The sequence below is a fragment of the Nonomuraea spiralis genome, assembly GCF_014648435.1.
Lineage (GTDB): Bacteria > Actinomycetota > Actinomycetes > Streptosporangiales > Streptosporangiaceae > Nonomuraea > Nonomuraea spiralis.
Map to the genome: position 1 here is coordinate 28,895 of NZ_BMRC01000016.1, position 16,077 is coordinate 44,971.

14 protein-coding genes are annotated in these 16,077 nt (G+C 70.0%); 7 read left to right on the plus strand and 7 right to left on the minus strand.

The features are described 5' to 3' along the window. Nucleotides 1–194: 194 nt before the first annotated feature. The 6 genes from IEZ27_RS33215 (at nt 195) to IEZ27_RS33240 (ending at nt 6,727) form a co-directional block, all read left to right on the plus strand. Entirely contained in the window at nt 195–2,705 is a 2,511-nt protein-coding gene (locus IEZ27_RS33215; protein ID WP_189650876.1) for a DNA translocase FtsK, read from the plus strand. A gap of 77 nt (nt 2,706–2,782) precedes the next feature. Further along, on the plus strand, nt 2,783–3,547 hold the full coding sequence (locus tag IEZ27_RS33220) for a helix-turn-helix domain-containing protein (RefSeq protein WP_125633741.1): 765 nt from the start codon (nt 2,783–2,785) through the stop codon (nt 3,545–3,547). A gap of 58 nt (nt 3,548–3,605) precedes the next feature. Continuing rightward, nucleotides 3,606–5,015: a 30S ribosomal protein S12 methylthiotransferase RimO gene (rimO, locus tag IEZ27_RS33225; RefSeq protein WP_189650877.1), complete on the plus strand. Its 1,410-nt coding sequence runs from the start codon at nt 3,606–3,608 to the stop codon at nt 5,013–5,015. Then, the gene (gene pgsA / locus IEZ27_RS33230) at nt 5,012–5,584 is read left to right on the plus strand and encodes a CDP-diacylglycerol--glycerol-3-phosphate 3-phosphatidyltransferase (RefSeq protein WP_189650878.1); all 573 of its coding nucleotides are present in this window, start codon (nt 5,012–5,014) and stop codon (nt 5,582–5,584) included. The genes rimO and pgsA overlap by 4 nt, the downstream gene beginning before the upstream one ends. 8 nt (nt 5,585–5,592) lie before the next feature. Next, a complete protein-coding gene (locus IEZ27_RS33235; RefSeq protein ID WP_189650879.1) occupies nt 5,593–6,084 on the plus strand; it encodes a CinA family protein in 492 nt (163 codons plus the stop codon). A 286-nt stretch (nt 6,085–6,370) separates the two neighbouring features. Continuing rightward, nucleotides 6,371–6,727, plus strand: coding sequence for a helix-turn-helix domain-containing protein (locus IEZ27_RS33240; protein WP_189651000.1), 357 nt, complete (start codon nt 6,371–6,373; stop codon nt 6,725–6,727). Here the strand turns inward: IEZ27_RS33240 and IEZ27_RS33245 are convergent. From IEZ27_RS33245 to IEZ27_RS33255, 3 genes are read right to left on the minus strand one after another with little or no spacing between them, the layout of a single operon-like run. Continuing rightward, nucleotides 6,724–7,503, minus strand: a complete 780-nt coding sequence (locus IEZ27_RS33245; protein ID WP_189650880.1) for an Fpg/Nei family DNA glycosylase — start codon at nt 7,501–7,503, stop codon at nt 6,724–6,726. The two genes, IEZ27_RS33240 and IEZ27_RS33245, sit on opposite strands and share 4 nt — an antisense overlap. 56 nt (nt 7,504–7,559) lie before the next feature. Next, on the minus strand, nt 7,560–8,009 hold the full coding sequence (locus IEZ27_RS33250; protein ID WP_189650881.1) for an RrF2 family transcriptional regulator: 450 nt from the start codon (nt 8,007–8,009) through the stop codon (nt 7,560–7,562). A gap of 8 nt (nt 8,010–8,017) precedes the next feature. After that, nucleotides 8,018–9,895 (minus strand): endonuclease/exonuclease/phosphatase family protein, encoded by a 1,878-nt coding sequence (locus IEZ27_RS33255; protein WP_189650882.1) that lies wholly within the window; start codon nt 9,893–9,895, stop codon nt 8,018–8,020. Nucleotides 9,896–9,986: 91 nt separating this feature from the next. On the opposite strand from IEZ27_RS33255, the gene IEZ27_RS33260 reads away from it, so the two are divergent. Beyond that, on the plus strand, nt 9,987–11,168 hold the full coding sequence (locus IEZ27_RS33260; protein ID WP_189650883.1) for an ROK family transcriptional regulator: 1,182 nt from the start codon (nt 9,987–9,989) through the stop codon (nt 11,166–11,168). Between the two features lie 144 nt (nt 11,169–11,312). Here IEZ27_RS33260 and IEZ27_RS33265 read toward each other — a convergent pair whose 3' ends face one another. The 4 genes from IEZ27_RS33265 to IEZ27_RS33280 all read right to left on the minus strand — a co-directional run bounded on the left by IEZ27_RS33265 (nt 11,313) and on the right by IEZ27_RS33280 (nt 16,015). After that, entirely contained in the window at nt 11,313–12,752 is a 1,440-nt protein-coding gene (locus IEZ27_RS33265) for a glycoside hydrolase family 3 protein (RefSeq protein WP_189650884.1), read from the minus strand. A gap of 76 nt (nt 12,753–12,828) precedes the next feature. Next, nucleotides 12,829–13,680, minus strand: a complete 852-nt coding sequence (locus IEZ27_RS33270; RefSeq protein ID WP_189650885.1) for a carbohydrate ABC transporter permease — start codon at nt 13,678–13,680, stop codon at nt 12,829–12,831. Further along, the gene (locus tag IEZ27_RS33275; RefSeq protein ID WP_189650886.1) at nt 13,677–14,690 is read right to left on the minus strand and encodes a carbohydrate ABC transporter permease; all 1,014 of its coding nucleotides are present in this window, start codon (nt 14,688–14,690) and stop codon (nt 13,677–13,679) included. The genes IEZ27_RS33270 and IEZ27_RS33275 overlap by 4 nt, the downstream gene beginning before the upstream one ends. A gap of 2 nt (nt 14,691–14,692) precedes the next feature. After that, complete coding sequence (locus tag IEZ27_RS33280) at nt 14,693–16,015, minus strand: extracellular solute-binding protein (protein ID WP_189650887.1); 1,323 nt, start codon at nt 16,013–16,015, stop codon at nt 14,693–14,695. Between the last annotated feature and the right edge of the window lie 62 nt (nt 16,016–16,077).

The following is a 16,077-nucleotide window of genomic DNA, read 5'->3' on the forward strand; positions in this document are numbered from 1 at the left end:
CCCGCCGAGCCGTGCAGCGGCCCCTCGGGTACGACATGGACATCGGTCAGATGGATCAGCCTGTACGTCATGACCGCTGACGATGCACGACGACACTGAACGTGACCGGTCATCTATATGAATAAAGTCGGACATTTCGGGCGCACGGCGCGTCCTCGCGCGTGCGGCGGCGTCTCCGACGTACCTTTGGCATCATGGCCACCCGTACGCCGAAAAGCGCATCGAAGGGGCCGGCGAAGCGGTCGGCCTCGCCTCGATCGACCCCCGCGAAGCGGCCGGCCACGGCGGCGGGGCGACCGAAGGCGAGGGCCGCGGGCTCCGGTCGCAAGTCCTCCGTGACCCACCCCGACCCGATCAGCTGGGTCTTCACCATGGTCGGCAAGCTGATCGTCGGCTTGTGGATGCTGCTCGCCAACGGCATCGGCAGCACCGCCCGCGCGCTCGGCAAGAACGCCCGCGAGCTCGACCCCGCCCACCGCCGCGACGGCGTCGGCCTGTCGGTGCTGGCCGGCGCGATCGTGCTGGCCGCGATGACCTGGCGCAACCCCGAGGGCACGGTCTCCAGCGTCGTCAACACCACCGTGCACGCCCTGTTCGGCTCGCTGGCCTGGGCGCTGCCGCTGCTGCTCGGCCTGCTGGCCTGGCGCTACCTGCGCCACCCCGACCAGAACGCCGACACCGGCCGCATGGTCATCGGGTGGAGCGCGCTCATGGTCGGCGTGCTCGGCGTCATCCATGTGGCCAACGACACCCCCTACCCGGCGGGCGACGGGCAGGGCATGGACAAGGTGTCGGCCGCCGGGGGCATGATCGGGTTCATCGTGTCCGCGCCGCCGATGAGCATCCTGCCGTCCTGGATCACGATCCCGCTGCTGATGTTGTTGTCCGGGTTCGGCGTGCTGGTGATCACCGCCACGCCCGTCCACCGCATCCCCGAGCGGCTCTCGGAGCTGCGGCACATGCTGTTCGAACGGCACGCCGAGCAGCCCGCGCCGCGGGGGCCGGGCAAGCGCAAGCCCAGGGCCAGGAAGACCGACGCCGAGGGCGCCGAGACGGTCAAGCCATACGACACGCCGGTCATCGCCGAGAAGGACAAGCTGGCCGACCACTCGCCGGAGATCGTGCCGGGGCTGACCGACGGGCCCGCGGAGGAGGAGCCGTCCGCGCCGGAGCGCAGGCCGGAGCCGCCGGAGCCCACACCCGCGCCGCGCAAGGTCGAGCAGCTCGTGCTGTCGCCGCAGGCGGGGCCGTACAGTCTGCCCGACCTGCAGTTCCTCAAGCAGGGCAGCGCGCCCAAGCCGCAGACCAAGGCCAACACGACCGTGGTCAACGCGCTGACCAGCGTGCTGGAGCAGTTCACCATCGACGCGCAGGTGATCGGCTTCACCCGCGGCCCGACGGTCACCCGCTACGAGATCGAGCTGGGCCCCGCGGTCAAGGTGGAGAAGGTCACCGCCTTGACCAAGAACATCGCCTACGCCGTCAAGTCCGCCGACGTCCGCATTTTGTCGCCGATCCCCGGCAAGTCGGCGATCGGGGTCGAGATCCCCAACGCCGACAAGGACCTGGTCTCGCTCGGCGACGTGCTGCGCTCCCAGGTGGCCCAGGCCGACCACCACCCGATGATCGTGGGCCTCGGCAAGGACGTCGAGGGCCGGACCATCGTCGCGAACCTCGCCAAGATGCCCCACCTGCTCATCGCGGGCGCGACCGGCGCCGGAAAGTCGGTCTGCGTCAACGGCCTGATCACCAGCATCCTCATGCGCAGCACCCCCGACGAGGTGCGCATGGTGCTGGTCGACCCCAAGCGCGTCGAGCTGAGCGTCTACGAGGGCATCCCCCACCTCATCACCCCCATCATCACCAACCCGAAGAAGGCCGCAGAAGCCCTCGAATGGGTCGTGGGCGAGATGGACCGGCGCTACGACGACCTGGCCGCCAGCGGGTTCCGGCACGTGGACGAGTTCAACAAGGCCGTACGCGCGGGCAAGCTGGTGCCGCCGCCGGGCAGCGAGCGGGTCTACCAGCCGTATCCGTACCTGCTGGTGATCGTGGACGAGCTGGCCGACCTCATGATGGTGGCCCCGCGCGACGTCGAGGACTCGATCGTCCGCATCACCCAGCTCGCCCGCGCGGCGGGCATCCACCTGGTGATCGCCACCCAGCGGCCCTCGGTCGACGTCGTCACCGGCCTGATCAAGGCCAACGTGCCCTCCAGGCTGGCCTTCGCGGTGTCGTCGCTGACCGACTCGCGGGTCATCCTCGACCAGCCGGGCGCCGACAAGCTGGTTGGCCAGGGTGACGCGCTGTTCCTGCCGATGGGCGCGAGCAAGCCCATCCGGATCCAGAACGCGTTCGTCTCGGAGAAGGAGATCGCCGAGATCGTCTCGCACTGCAAGGAGCAGATGCAGGTCGAATACCGCGACGACGTGGCCGCCGCGCCGGTCAAGCGGGAGATCGACGAGGAGATCGGCGACGACCTCGACCTGCTGATCCAGGCCGCCGAGCTGATCGTGACCACGCAGTTCGGCTCGACCTCGATGTTGCAGCGCAAGCTGCGCGTCGGCTTCGCCAAGGCCGGGCGGCTGATGGACCTGCTGGAGAGCCGCAACGTGGTCGGCCCCAGCGAGGGCTCCAAGGCTCGCGAAGTCCTGGTGAAACCGGACGATCTGCCTGGCCTGCTGGCGGACCTGCGTGGCGAATGACCCCAATGCACGGTTCCACGGCGATAACTGATTGAATATGAACCACTACGCACTGTCGTGGTGGGGAGGCGTTCGCTGTGCAGGAACAGAGCATCGGGGCCATGCTGGCAGCGGCCAGGCAGGCGGCGGGAATGACGGTCGCGCAGGTCAGCGCGGCCACGCGGATCAGAGAAACGATCATCAACCACATCGAGCAGGATGACTACGAGCAGTGCGGGGGCGCCTTCTACGCCCGCGGTCACGTCAAAGCCATCGCCAAGGTCGTCGGCCTCGATCCCGAGGCCACGGTCCACCTGTTCGACCAGCAGCACGGCGGGGCGCCGCAGCCCGTGCGCGCCGCGGCCGTGTTCCAGGCCGACCGCACGCTGGCCCTGCGTGAGCGCCGGGGGCCCAACTGGACGATGGCGCTCGGCGTGGCGCTGGCCGTCGTGGTGGTGTTCGGCACCGTACGGGTGCTCGGCGGCGCCAGCGACCAGGTGCACACCGCCGACGTGCACGCCATCACGCCCAAGCCCAGCGTGCCGCCGAACACGCCCATCACCGAGGCGCCCCGTGCCGCGGCGGCCAAGGGCAAGGTGACCAAGGGCATGGTCACCCTGAAGATCAAGGCCAAGCGGACCTCGTACGTGAACGTGCGCGACGGTGAGGGCCGCATGCTCTTCGCCGGGATGTTGCAGGCCGGCAACAGCTCGACCTGGCAGGCCGCCGACAAGCTCAGCCTGCTCCTCGGGGACGCCGGGGCGGTGTCTTTGCAGGTCAACGGCAAGAAGGTGGACAAGCTCGGCGGTCGGGGGGAGATGGTGAGCCGCTCGTTCGGGCTCTCCACGACGCCTCCGAGGTAGTCCGGCGGGGAGGCCGTGCATCAGGTGGTGGCCAACTCCCGATACCGTAGTGTTCACCATGTCATCCCGCCGAACCGCATCGCTGATCACTCTGGGCTGCGCGCGCAACGAGGTCGACTCCGAGGAGCTGGCCGCGCGACTTGAGGCTGCCGGCTGGCAGCTGGGCGACGACGACCCCGACGTCGTCGTCGTCAACACGTGTGGCTTCATTGACTCGGCCAAGAAAGACTCCATCGACACGCTGCTCGCCGCCGCCGACTCCGGGGCGAAGGTGGTGGCCGCGGGCTGCATGGCCGAGCGCTACGGCAACGAGCTGGCCGAGGCACTGCCCGAGGCGAGCGCCGTCATCTCCTTCGACGACTACACCGAGATCGGCGGCCGGCTCGACGACGTGCTGGCCGGGCGTCCGCTCAAGCCCCACACGCCGCGCGACCGGCGCACGCTGCTGCCCATCTCGCCGGTCGAGCGGGGCAACGCGCCCAAGACCGGCATCCCGGGCCACGGCGACCTGCCCGACGGGCTCGCGCCCGCCAGCGGGCCGCGGGTGCTGCGCAAACGGCTCGACGAGAGCCCGGTGGCCTCGCTCAAGCTGGCCTCCGGCTGCGACCGGCGCTGCACGTTCTGCGCCATCCCGGCCTTCCGCGGCGCCTACGTCTCGCGCAATCCCGACGAGCTGCTGGCCGAGGCCGACTGGCTGGCCCACCGGGGCGTGCGCGAGCTCGTCCTGGTCTCGGAGAACTCCACCTCCTACGGCAAGGACCTCGGCGACCTGCGGGCGCTGGAGAAGCTACTGCCGCAGCTCGCCGCCGTGCCGGGCATCGACCGGGTGCGGGTCAGCTACCTGCAGCCGGCCGAGCTGCGGCCCGGCCTGATCGAGGTCATCACCGCCACCGAGGGCGTGGCCGACTACTTCGACCTGTCCTTCCAGCACGCCAGCGGCAGCGTCCTGCGCCGGATGCGCCGCTTCGGCGACCCCGAGCGCTTCCTCGGCCTCCTGGAGAGCGTGCGCAAGGGCGCTCCCGAGGCGGGTGTGCGCTCCAACTTCATCGTGGGCTTCCCGGGCGAGACCGAGGAGGAGTTCGGCGAGCTGGTCGGGTTCCTGGAGCGGGCCAGGCTCGACGTCATCGGCGTGTTCGGCTACTCCGACGAGGACGGCACGGAGGCCGCCGGGCTGCCGGGCAAGCTCGACCAGGTGGTCATCGACGAGCGCGTGCGCGTGCTCACCGAGCTGGCCGAGGAGCTGACCGCCCAGCGCGCGGAGGAGCGCATCGGCACCGAGGTCGACGTGCTCATCGACGACGACCTGGGTGACGGCGGCTACGAGGGCCGGGCCGCCCACCAGGGCCCGGAGGTCGACGGTTCGGTGACGGTCCAGGGCATCGGCCTGGTCAAGGGACAGATCGTGCGCGCGGTCGTGGTCGACGCCGAGGGGGTTGACCTGATCGCGCGCATCAAGGCCAGTCCATGACCAGGGACGAGCGCCGCGTGGTGAGCCCGTGGAACATCGCCAACGTCCTCACGGTCCTCCGGTTGGCGCTCGTCCCCTTCTTCGTCTTCTGCCTGTTCCTGCCCGGCACCGGCTGGCGGCTGGCCGCGCTGGCGGTGTTCGGGGTGGCCTCGATCACCGACCATCTCGACGGCGAGCTGGCCCGGCGCTACGGCCTGATCACCGACTTCGGCAAGATCGCCGACCCGATCGCCGACAAGGCGCTCACCGGGGCGGCGCTGGTGTGCCTGTCGATCCTCGATGAACTGCCGTGGTGGGTCACGATCGTGATCCTGGGCCGCGAGCTGGGCATCACGCTGCTCCGGTTCATCCTGCTGCGGCACGCGGTCATCCCGGCCAGCTACGGCGGCAAGGTCAAGACCGTGTTGCAGATCGCCGCGATCGTGCTCTACATCCTGCCCGGGGTGCCGTGGCCGCTGCGGTGGGCGGCGATGGGCGCGGCGCTGATCGTGACCGTGGCCACGGGCGTCGACTATCTCGTACGCGCGGTCAAGCTGCGCCAGGTCGCCAGACGGGCGCGTGGGGAGTGATCTGAGCGATGGCGGACGTGGCCGAGGTTCTGGCCCTGCTGGTACGGCGGGAGGCGACCGTGGCGGTGGCCGAGTCGCTGACCGGGGGGCTCATCGGGGCCGCGTTCACCTCGGTCTCGGGGTCCTCCAAGGCGTTCAGGGGCGGGGTGATCTCCTACGCCACCGATCTCAAGCGCGATCTGCTGGGCGTGCCGGGCGGGCTGCTGGAGCGCGAGGGGGCCGTGCATCCGGAGGTGGCGGCGGCGATGGCCGAGGGGGTCGCCCGGGTGTGCGGGGCCGCGTACGGGCTGGCCGTGACCGGGGTGGCCGGGCCGGAGCCCCAGGACGGCAAGCCCGTGGGCCTGGTCTACGCGGCCGTTCATGGTCCCGGTGGGGAGTTCCTTGTCCGGGAGTTGACCCTGGACGGGTCGCGTGAACGTATCAGGGTAAGGACGGTGCACGAGGCAGTCGATCTCCTCGCAGGTGTGCTGAAGGCTAACAAAGGGGAACATTCCGGATGATTACCGTGTTACGTCCCGAGCGAACATGCGAAGCACGGTCTGACGCGGTGTCGGTGGATACGGGTACGGTGGAGCTGTGAGTGAGGTCCGTGAGCCAACTGCAAGCACCGAGCGCCCGGCAGGCGGGCCTGATGAGTCGCGCAACCAGGCACGAGCGGCAGACCCGGGGCGGCGACGCCCCATGATGACGGCGAGGAGTATGTACGAAGCAAAGAAGACCAATGTGCGGCACGATCCGATCGCGCGGGGCGTGGTGAAGACATCCGCGCCGGGGAGGGAGCGACAGATGATTCTGCTGCGTCAGCTGCTCGGTGACGTGCTGAGGCGGTTGCGGGTGCGTCAGGGGCGCACGCTTCGAGAGGTGTCCACGCTGGCGCGTGTCTCGCTTGGCTACCTGTCCGAGGTCGAGCGTGGCCAGAAGGAAGCCTCGTCCGAGCTGCTCGCGTCGATCTGCGGTGCCCTCGGAGTGCCGCTCTCGCAGGTGTTGCGTGAGGTTTCCGACCAGTTCGCGCTGGCGGAGCTGCAGGCCGCGCCTGTTTTGGCCGACATGCCCGAGCACGAGCGGCTGCCCCTTGCCGAGACGGTTCCCGGGTCGATCTCCGACACGGTGTTCCCCGAGGTCAAGGACATGGTGGCGGCCTAACGCGGCTGGCAGCCACCACACCACAGGATGAGCCTTTCCTGTGGCTGTGCCCCCATCTCCCCGCGGCTGATGCGGGTGCCGCATCGGCGACAGGGTCTCCCTGCCCTGCCATAGACCCAGGTCTGGTTCGCCGGGCGGCGATCACCTGTCGTCACCGTGCCGGCGTGCCCCTTGTTGGCCTCCAGGAGCCGGTGGGCCAGTGTGACGAGCCCTTCGAGATCCTCGATCTCCCCGACCTTCTTCCACGGCCAGATCCCGCGCAGGAACAGGGTCTCGGCGCGATAGATCGTGCCGATCCCCGCCAGGTTGCGCTGATCGAGCAGCGCTTCCCCGATCGTCCTGTCCGGCGCCCCTCGTAGCCTTCGCACGGCCTCGGCCGGATCCCAGTCGGCGCCCAGCAGATCGGGCCCCAGATGGCCCACGAGCCGCTCCTCGTCGGCGGTCCTCACCAGGTCCACCATGCCGAGTTTGAGCCCCACCGCCTGCCACCGCTCGTTGGCCAGGATCAGCCTGACCTGATCGCCGCCGGCCGTACGCCGGCCGGCGGGAACGATCAGCCAGCGTCCGTCCATGCGCAGGTGGGTGTGCACGGTCAGGCCGCCCTCCACCCGGGTGAGCAGGTGTTTGCCCCTGGAGACCGTCGTGATCACCGCTCGGCCCCTCAGGTCGGCGGTGGCGTGCCGCGGGACGCGGAAGTCCGACCTGGTCAGCACGCGGCCGTCGAGCGCGCCACGCAGGCGCGCGGCGGTGCGGTGGACGGCGTCTCCCTCGGGCATCCCTCCAGTCTAGGTTTCCGGCCGGCGGGGATCCGGGGTCGCGCCGTCCGGTGGGGTCAGTCCCAGGCGGCCGGGTCGGCGGCGAGCTGGCGGACGCGGTCGGGCAGGCTTCCCGTGGCGACCTGTTCGAGCGTGACCTCCTCAAGGATGGCTCGCTCGGTGGCCCGCAGGGCGATCCATACCTGCTGCAACGACTCCGCCGGGCCCCGGTAGCCGACGTGTTCGGGACGTTCGCCCCGTACGTTCGCCAGCGGCCCGTCAACGGCCCTGATCACGTCCGCCAGGGAGATGTTGGCGGCGGGCCTGGCCAGCACGTAGCCGCCCTCAGGGCCCCGCTGGCCGCGTACGAGGCCGGCACGGCGCATCTGGAGCAGGATGTTCTCTAGGTATTTGGGCGGCATGTCCTGTTCCTTGGCGAGCTCACCCACGGTAGTCGGGCCCGCGCCGGCTGCGGCGAGTTCAGCGGCGGCGCGGAGGGCGTAGTCGACACGAGCGGAAAGGCGCATGTTCTCGATTATCCCTCCTGGTCAACACTGGTTAGGCGCAAGGTCGTCAGAAGGGGCAGGTGATCCGAATACGGCAGACGCGGCGCCTGCGCGGAAACGGCCGTCAGTCCCTTGGTGATCAGCACGTGGTCGATGCGCTCCTTGGGGGCGTCGGCGGGTGAGGTCGGCGGGTCACCGAACGCCGTCAGCGGGTCGGTCAGCCCGGACGCCTTCAGCACCTCCATCGCCGGGTCGGTGGGCCGCGTGTTGAGGTCGCCCGCGAGGATCACCGGCCGTCTGACCTGCCCCTCGGCCCCGGCGCCCCCTTGGCCGGCCTCGTCGGCGTCCCGTCCGGAGGCCAGGGAACGGGCGATCGCGGCCACCTCCGGCGCCTGGTCGTCGGGGGCCTGCAAGTGGGTGTTGACGATGCCCACCTCCCGGCCGCCGACCTCCAGGACGATCGCCTGGGCCTGCGCGCCCGTCGGGTAGTCGTGCTTGCCCAGGCGGTGCGAGTACACCTGCTTGACGGGCAGGTTGGTGAGCAGCGCGTCACCCCACACCTCGTCGGCGGCGGGGGCGAAGTGGTAGCGCATGCCGAGCCCGCGGGCGATCCTGGCCAGGTCGTCGTGGCCGCCGTTGAGCAGCCAGCCGCGGTCGACCTCGCTGAGCAGCACGACGTCGGGCTTCTGGGCGGCGGCCCACGAGGCGATCCGGTCCAGCGACAGGCGGCCGTCCAGGCCGTAGCCCATGCGGATGTTGTAGGCGATCAGGGTGAAGGTGTCGCCCTGCCTGGCCCGTACGGGCGGCGCGGACGGCGTGCCCAGCGTGAGGAGGCCCACCAGGAGGACGGCGAAGGCCGGGGGCAGCCAGCTCATCCGGACCCGTGCGGTAGGCGGTGGCGCACGCCGGACGAGGGCCGTGACCGCGCCGAGAACGGCCACCAGCACCGCCACCGCGACGAGGATCGCGCCGTTGGGGAAGCCCAGGTCGAGGTCGTAGGCGGCGTAGTAGAGGAACAGGGCCACGAAGAAGACCAGTCCGCCGCCGAGCACGGCCACGCCCGTCCGCCGCCCGCCGGGATGGTCCGGCCGCGCGGTCCCGGCCAGCAGGAGGCCGACGCTGCCGATCAGCAGCACGCCGATGTAGGACGCCCCCATCACGAGGGTCAGCGTGAAGACCACGAGCATGACCCCGGTGACGAGGTCGAAGAAGGGCGACAGCGGCGGACGGGCGCTCTGCGCCATGGTCATGACCAGGACGACGGCGAGCAGCGCGGCGCCCGGCAGGGCCTGCCACAGGGACAGCGGGCTCTCCTCGGGCTTGGCCCAGCCCGTGGCGGCCACGCCGGTCAGCAACATCGCCGGGCCGAGCAGGAACCAGGTCAACGCGGGCGCGCGGTCCACCTCGGCGTCCGGGGCGGGGGGACGTACGAGGGTCAGGAAGGCGGCGCAGACGGAGAGCGCGGCGAGCCAGGGGAGCACGCCGTCACGCCAGACCAGGTCCACGCCGTCCAGCAGCAGGTGGACGATCAACGACAGGCACAGTCCGCCCATGATTCCGGCCGGTACGGCCCGCCGGGGGACCGTGTGGGCGCAGCCGTACAGGAAGACCAGGCCCGCGGTGACGCCAGCGGAGGCGACGTAGAGCTGGCCGACTCCGGACTGCAGCAGGATCCTGGCCAGGACCAGCGCCGCGGCGCCGCCGAGCAGAGCGTGGCGCGGCTTGGCTAACAGCGCCAGGAAAGGCAGGATGAACCAGGCGGCGGCGTAGAGGCCCATCAGCTCAGGCGGAGTCTCACCCGCGCGGCCGAACAACGTGATCAACGACGGAAGGAAGACCCTCGACACATCCAGCAGCAGCACGAGGCCGAGCGCGAGCATGATCGCCGGGCCGCGGGGGATAGTCATGAGGCATCCTCGTGTTCGGCTCCGATGATATGCAAGAGCTGGGGCGCTAAACTTCCAACAACCTTTTCGATTTTGACGGTGGGATATCAGCGTGGAGCGTCGTCCTGGTGTGCCCAGACTTCTCCGGGAGATCAACGATCGGGCCGCACTGGAGCTGTTGCTGGACACCGGTCCGATGACGAGGGGACAGATCGGCGACCTGACCGGTCTGTCCAAGGTCACCGCCTCCCAGACGCTCGCGCGACTTGAGGAGCGCGGCCTGGTCGAGGTGGTGGGCGCGCAGGCGGGCGGCAGGGGGCCGAACGCGGCGCTCTACTCGGTGATCCCCTCCAGCGCGTACGTGGCCGGTCTGGAGGTCGGGCCCGAGCTGATCTCCACCGCGGTCGCCGACATCCACGGCCGCACGGTCGCCGAGGTCACGGTCGACCCCGGCGGCCACGACGACCCGGTCGCCGCCGTCCACGGCGCGATCGTCAAGGCCTGCCGCAGCGCCAAGGTCAGCCTGGCCAAGCTGCGCGGCGTGGTGATCGGCACCCCGGGCGTGGTCGACCCGCGCAGCGGCGACGTACGTTTCTCCTTCGACCTGCCGGGCTGGCACGAGGGCATCCACGAGGCGCTGGCCGGCGATCTGCGGCGCGAGGTGACGATCGAGAACGACGTCAACCTGGCCGCCATCGCCGAGCACGTCGACGGCGCGGCCAAGGGCGTGGACGACTTCGTGCTGATGTGGGCCAGCCGGGGTCTCGGCATGGCCGTCATGCTGGGCGGCAAGCTCCACCGGGGGCGTTCGGGCAGCGCGGGGGAGATCGGTTACCTGCCGGTGCCCGGCGTGCCGCTGCCGGAGAACATCCACACGACGCCGGGCCGGCTGCCGTCGCTGGCGGGCGGCCTGCAGTCGCTGGTCAGCGCCGAGGCGGTGGCCGAGCTTGCCAAGAGTTACGGGCTGGAGGCCGAGAGCGCCGCGGAGTGCGTCGAGGTCGCGGTGGCGGCGGTCTCCCACGGCGAGCCGATGCTCGACGAGATCGCCAACCGGCTGGCGCTGGGTGTGGCGGCGGTGTGCGTGATCCTCGACCCGGGGCTGGTGGTGCTGGCCGGGGAGGTCGGTCACGCCGGGGGATCCGCGTTGACGTCCAGGGTGGAGGAGGCCGTGGCGCGGATCTGCCCGGTGCGGCCGCAGGTGGTCACCACGGCGGTGGCCCACAAGAACCCGGTGTTGCGCGGCGCGGTGCTGGCCGCGCTGGACCAGGCGCGCGAGGAACTCCTCGCGCCCTGACCCGGGTTCCGCCCGAGCGCGCTGCTCGGGCGGGTTCCGGCCGAACACGGCGCTCAGGCGGGTTCCGTCTGAACGCCGAACGCGGCGCTCAGGCGGGTTTCGCCTGAACGCCGCGCTCGGGGTGGGTTTCGCCTGAGCGGGTGCTCAGGCGATGATCAGTTCCACGGCGGCCTGGGCGTTGGCCCTGGCCGCCCCGTACGTGGCGATGTAGGCCGCGCTGTCGGGCCGCCAGACGGGCAGGCCCATCTCGATCACCGTCGCGTCCTGGCGGGCCGCCACCAGGGCGGAGACCAGTTCCTGGCTCTCCTGGTAGCGGTGGGCGTCCTTGACCACGATGACCAGCGACCGGTTCGCGGCCTTGGCCAGCAGGGCGGGGACGTCGGCGGCCGCCGGCTCGACCCGGATGATCTCCGCGTCCGGCAGCCACGGGCCCACACCCCATGGCACGTTCCCCACGGCGATCGTGGGCGGGGTGTCCACCTCGATCACCAGGGGTTCGACCAGGGGTTCCGTCTCGCCGGTCAGCCGTACGGCGCGGCGGGCGGCGTGCAGGCCGACCCCGTTCTGCCCGGCGGCGACCACCTCGGGCGTGCCGAACCAGGAACGCAGGGCGCTGACCCGGTCGGCCGCCTCCTCCAGCCTGGCGGCCGGCAGGCGGCCCTCGGCCACCGCGGCCACGATCTCCGCGATGACCCGCTGGACGTCGTCCTCGCCGGGGATCGGGCCGAGGCAGATCAGGTCCGACCCGGCCGCGAGCGTGAGCACGGCGCCGTTGGCCAGGCCCACGCTCTTGGTGATCGCGTGCATGTCCAGCGCGTCCGTGATGACCACGCCGTCGTAACCGAGCTCGCCCCTGAGGAGCCCGGTCAACGCGGCGGCCGACAGGGTGGCCGGGGTGTCCCCGGTCACCACCGGCACCGCCACGTGCGCGGTCATCACGGTCTTCGCGCCGGCCTCGATCGCCGCCCGGAACGGTGCGAGCTCGCGGGCCCGCAGCACGTCCAGGCCGACGTCCACGACGGGCACGGCCAGGTGGGAGTCCACCCGGGTGGCGCCGTGGCCGGGGAAGTGCTTGACGCAGGCGGCCACGTTCACCGACTGCAGCCCAGCGACCGCCGCGACCGTGTGCCTGGCCACCAGCGCCGGGTCGGCGCCGAACGACCTGGTCCCGATCACCGGGTTGTCGTCCTCGGTGTTGACGTCGGCGCTCGGCGCCAGGTCCAGGTTGATGCCGCACGCGGCCAGCTCCGACCCGATGGCGGCGTAGACCCGGCGGGTCAGGTCGACGTCGTCGACCGCCCCCAGCGCCGCGTTCCCCGGGTACGGGCTGCCCACGTGGTAGTCCAGCCTGGTGACGTCCCCGCCCTCCTCGTCGAGCGAGATGACGGGCTCGGCCGAGGCGCGCAACGCCGTGGTGAGCGACCTGACCTGGTCGGGACTGGCGACGTTGAATCCGAAGAGCGTCACGCCGCCCAGGCCGTTGTCCAGCTCACGCAGCACCCAGTCGGGCGCAGTGGTGCCCTGGAAGGCGACGAGCAGCGTGCCGGCCGCGAGGCGACGCAGCCCCCGATCACTCTGACTCATGGCTCCTCATCACTCGAATGACGGCACGATCGGGTACGGCTCGGAGCAGCCCGAGCCGTACGAGGATCCGCGCCCTTTACCCCTTCACGGCCCCGGCCGTGAGACCGGTGACCATGCGGCGTTGTACCAGCAGGAAGAAGACGACCACCGGAAGGGTCATCAGGGTGGAACCGGCCATGATCGCGCCCCAGTCGACGCCCTTCTGGCCGAAGAAGTACTGCAGTGCGACCGGCATCGTGTACCCCTCGGAACCCGACATCAGGTAGAGGGCGAACACCAGATCGTTCCAGGCGGTGATGAAGGAGAAGATGCTCGTGGCCACCAACCCCGGCGCGACCAGCGGGAACAGCACCTTCCAGAACGTGGTCAGCCGGCTCGCGCCGTCGATCCACGCCGCTTCCTCCAGTGTCCGCGGCACCGCCGCCACGAACGTGCGCAACATCCAGATGCCGAACGGCAGCGTCAGCGCGACCTGGGTGATGATCAGCCCGAGGAGCTGGTCACCGAGGCCGACCCGCTTGACCATCATGTACAGCGGGATGAGCAGGCCCTCCGACGGCAACATCTGCACGATCAGCAGGACGACCAGGAACGTGCCGCGTCCCTTGAAGCGGAACCGGGCGATCGCCGTGGCCGACAGCAGCGCGAAGACCGAGCCGATGAGCACGGTGCCGAGCGCCACGATCGCGCTGTTGCGCATGTAGAGCCAGATGGAGTTGTTGGCCACGCCCTCCGTCAGCACCCGCGCGAAGTGGTCGAACGTGAAGTGCGTCGGGAACGGGATGAACTCCGTCGTGAAGATCTGGTCGTTCTCCTTGAAGCCGGTGGAGACCATCCAGTAGACGGGGAAGACCGCGTAGAGGAAGACCAGCACGCCGGCTGTGTTCAGGAGGATCTTCCCGAGCTTCTTGCGGGCGAGCGGGTTCACATCTCCTCCTGCTTCACGATCTGCCGGACGTACGCGACGGTGATGATGAGCAGGATGATCGTCAGCACGATGGAGATCGCCGCGCCCGTGCCCAGCTTCTGCGGGGGCTTGAACGCCTCCGCGACCGAGTACATCGACAGGTTGAAGCCGTCCCGGTTCGTCGGGCCGTTCATCAGCACGTAGAGCTGGCTGAAGACCTTGAAGTCCCAGATGATCGACAGGATCGTCAGGACGGCGAAGACCGGCTTGAGCAGCGGCAGGGTGATCTTCCTGAACGTCCGCCACGCCCCCGACCCGTCCACCTTCGCCGCCTCGTACAGCTCGGCCGGGATGCCCTTGAGGCCCGCCAGCACCGAGACCGCGATGAACGGGAACCCGGCCCACACCACGCACACGACCAGTGCGACGTAGAGCGGGAAGCTGTCGTTGAGCCAGGGGGTGCCGGTCCAGTCCTGCTGACCCGCCGGTGGCGCGGCCAGCCAGTCGGGCAGCAGGTTGAGCAGCCAGTTGACGATGCCGGACTCGGCGTCGAAGAGCGAGCGCCAGATGACGCCCTGCGCGACCGGCGGCACGGCCCAGGCGAACATGCACCCGATGACCACGAACAGGGACATCCTCTTGCCGAGCTTGTTCAGCAGTACGCCGACCGCGGTGCCCACGATCAGGGTGAGGCTGACGGCGACGAAGGCGAACACCACGGTGTTGCGCAGCGCCGACCAGAAGATGTCGTTGGAGAGGATCTTCTCGAAGTTGTCCAGGCCCACCCATTCAGCGGGCCTGCTGCCCCTGATCTGCGCGAGTCCGACCTTCTGGAAGGCCATCACGACGAGCTGGAACATCGGGTAAAGCAGCAGTACCGCGATGACCAGCAGACCGGGGACGAGCAGGACGTACGGGATGCTCCAGGAGGGCATCCCGCTGCTCTTGACGGGTCCGCCGCCCTTCTTACGGCGGCGCCCCGGGGCGGGGGACGAGCCCCTGCCCCGGGTGACCGTAGTCGTGTTCGCCATCGTTACTGGTTCAGGATCTCTTCGAGTTCCTTGTTGGCGTCAGCGAGAGCCGCGGCGGTGTCCTTCTTGCCCTCGATGACGGCGCGCGCCGCGTTCTGCAGCACGGCCTTGGTGGCGTCGGCCTCGGACCAGTTCGGGTCGGCCGGGAACGCCTTGGCCTTGGCGAAGGCCTGGGCGAACGGACCCTGTGCCGGGTCCTCGTTCAGCGCTGCCAGGGTGTCGGGGTAGACAGGCAGCAGGCCGCCTTCCTTGGCGTAGCGGTCGGCCCAGGTCTTGCTGGTGGCGAGCTTGATGTACTCCTTGCCGAGGTCGGCCTCCTTGGTGCCGCCCCACAGCGCGATGTCGTTGCCGCCGAAGAAGGACGGGGCCAGGCCGCCGGTCTTGGCGGGCAGCGGGAAGAAGCCGAGCTTGTCGCCCTTCAGCTTGCCCTTGGAGTCTTCCTCGATGCCGGGCAGGTCCCAGCCGGCGGTGAGGTACATCGCCACCTTGTTGTTGGCGAAGCGCTTGCGGATGTCGACCGTGTTCAGCGTCAGGTTCGCCTTGCCGGACAGGCCGTCCTTGACCAGACCGGTGTAGGTCTCGAAGCCCTTGGTGAAGCCGGGCTCGGTCAGCTTGCCGACCCACTTGTCGCCTTCCTTGACGGCGAACTCGCCGCCCTCGGACCAGGCGAAAGCGGCCAGCAGGTGGTTGGCGTCGGAGCCGCCGTTGAAGGCGAAGCCGTCGACGCCGGCGCCCTTGGCCTTCTGGATCTTCTTGCCCGCGGCCACGAGCTCGTCCCAGGTCTTCGGAACCTCGATCTTGAGGTCCGCGAACCAGTCCTTGCGGTAGAGGACGGCGCGGGCGCCGGCGCCCCACGGGATGCCGTAGACCTCGCCGTCGACCGTCTCGTAGCCGTAGAGGTTCTCGGGGATCTGCGCCCGGTCGCCCTCGTGGGCGATGTCAGTGATCGGGGTGAGCGCGTCCTGGCTCTGCCACATGGGGACCTGGTCGTTGCCGATCTCGGTCACGTCCGGGCCGGCGCCCGTCGCGGCGGCCGCGAACTTGTCGGCCACCTGCGGCCACGGGATCCACTCAAGCTTGACCTCGGCGCCGGTCTGAGTCTTGAACTCGGCGTTGAGCTCTTCCATGTACTTGGCCGCGGCCGGGTTGCTGTCACCGAGGCGCCAAACACTGAGCGTCTTGCCCGCGAACTTGGGTCCACTAGAGGCGGGGGCGGCAGCCGTGCTGGACGACGGCTTCGGCTCCTCGCCGGACCCACAGGCAGCCAGGCCCAGGGCCAGGGCGGCCGTGGTGACCGTAGTGGCTGTGATCTTCGCGATCCTCACAGGGTTCTCCCTTCCCGGGTGCTGGCCTACGGTCCGCACCAGGCTGATCGTCAAATGCCGAA

Coding starts and splice junctions, on each gene's coding strand:
- IEZ27_RS33275 (WP_189650886.1), bottom strand. CDS start 14,690: ATGGCGAACACGACTACGGTCACCCGGGGCAGGGGCTCGTCCCCCGCC.
- IEZ27_RS33235 (WP_189650879.1), top strand. CDS start 5,593: ATGGCGGACGTGGCCGAGGTTCTGGCCCTGCTGGTACGGCGGGAGGCG.
- rimO (WP_189650877.1), top strand. CDS start 3,606: ATGTCATCCCGCCGAACCGCATCGCTGATCACTCTGGGCTGCGCGCGC.
- IEZ27_RS33240 (WP_189651000.1), top strand. CDS start 6,371: ATGATTCTGCTGCGTCAGCTGCTCGGTGACGTGCTGAGGCGGTTGCGG.
- IEZ27_RS33265 (WP_189650884.1), bottom strand. CDS start 12,752: ATGAGTCAGAGTGATCGGGGGCTGCGTCGCCTCGCGGCCGGCACGCTG.
- IEZ27_RS33215 (WP_189650876.1), top strand. CDS start 195: ATGGCCACCCGTACGCCGAAAAGCGCATCGAAGGGGCCGGCGAAGCGG.
- IEZ27_RS33245 (WP_189650880.1), bottom strand. CDS start 7,503: ATGCCCGAGGGAGACGCCGTCCACCGCACCGCCGCGCGCCTGCGTGGC.
- IEZ27_RS33250 (WP_189650881.1), bottom strand. CDS start 8,009: ATGCGCCTTTCCGCTCGTGTCGACTACGCCCTCCGCGCCGCCGCTGAA.
- IEZ27_RS33255 (WP_189650882.1), bottom strand. CDS start 9,895: ATGACTATCCCCCGCGGCCCGGCGATCATGCTCGCGCTCGGCCTCGTG.
- pgsA (WP_189650878.1), top strand. CDS start 5,012: ATGACCAGGGACGAGCGCCGCGTGGTGAGCCCGTGGAACATCGCCAAC.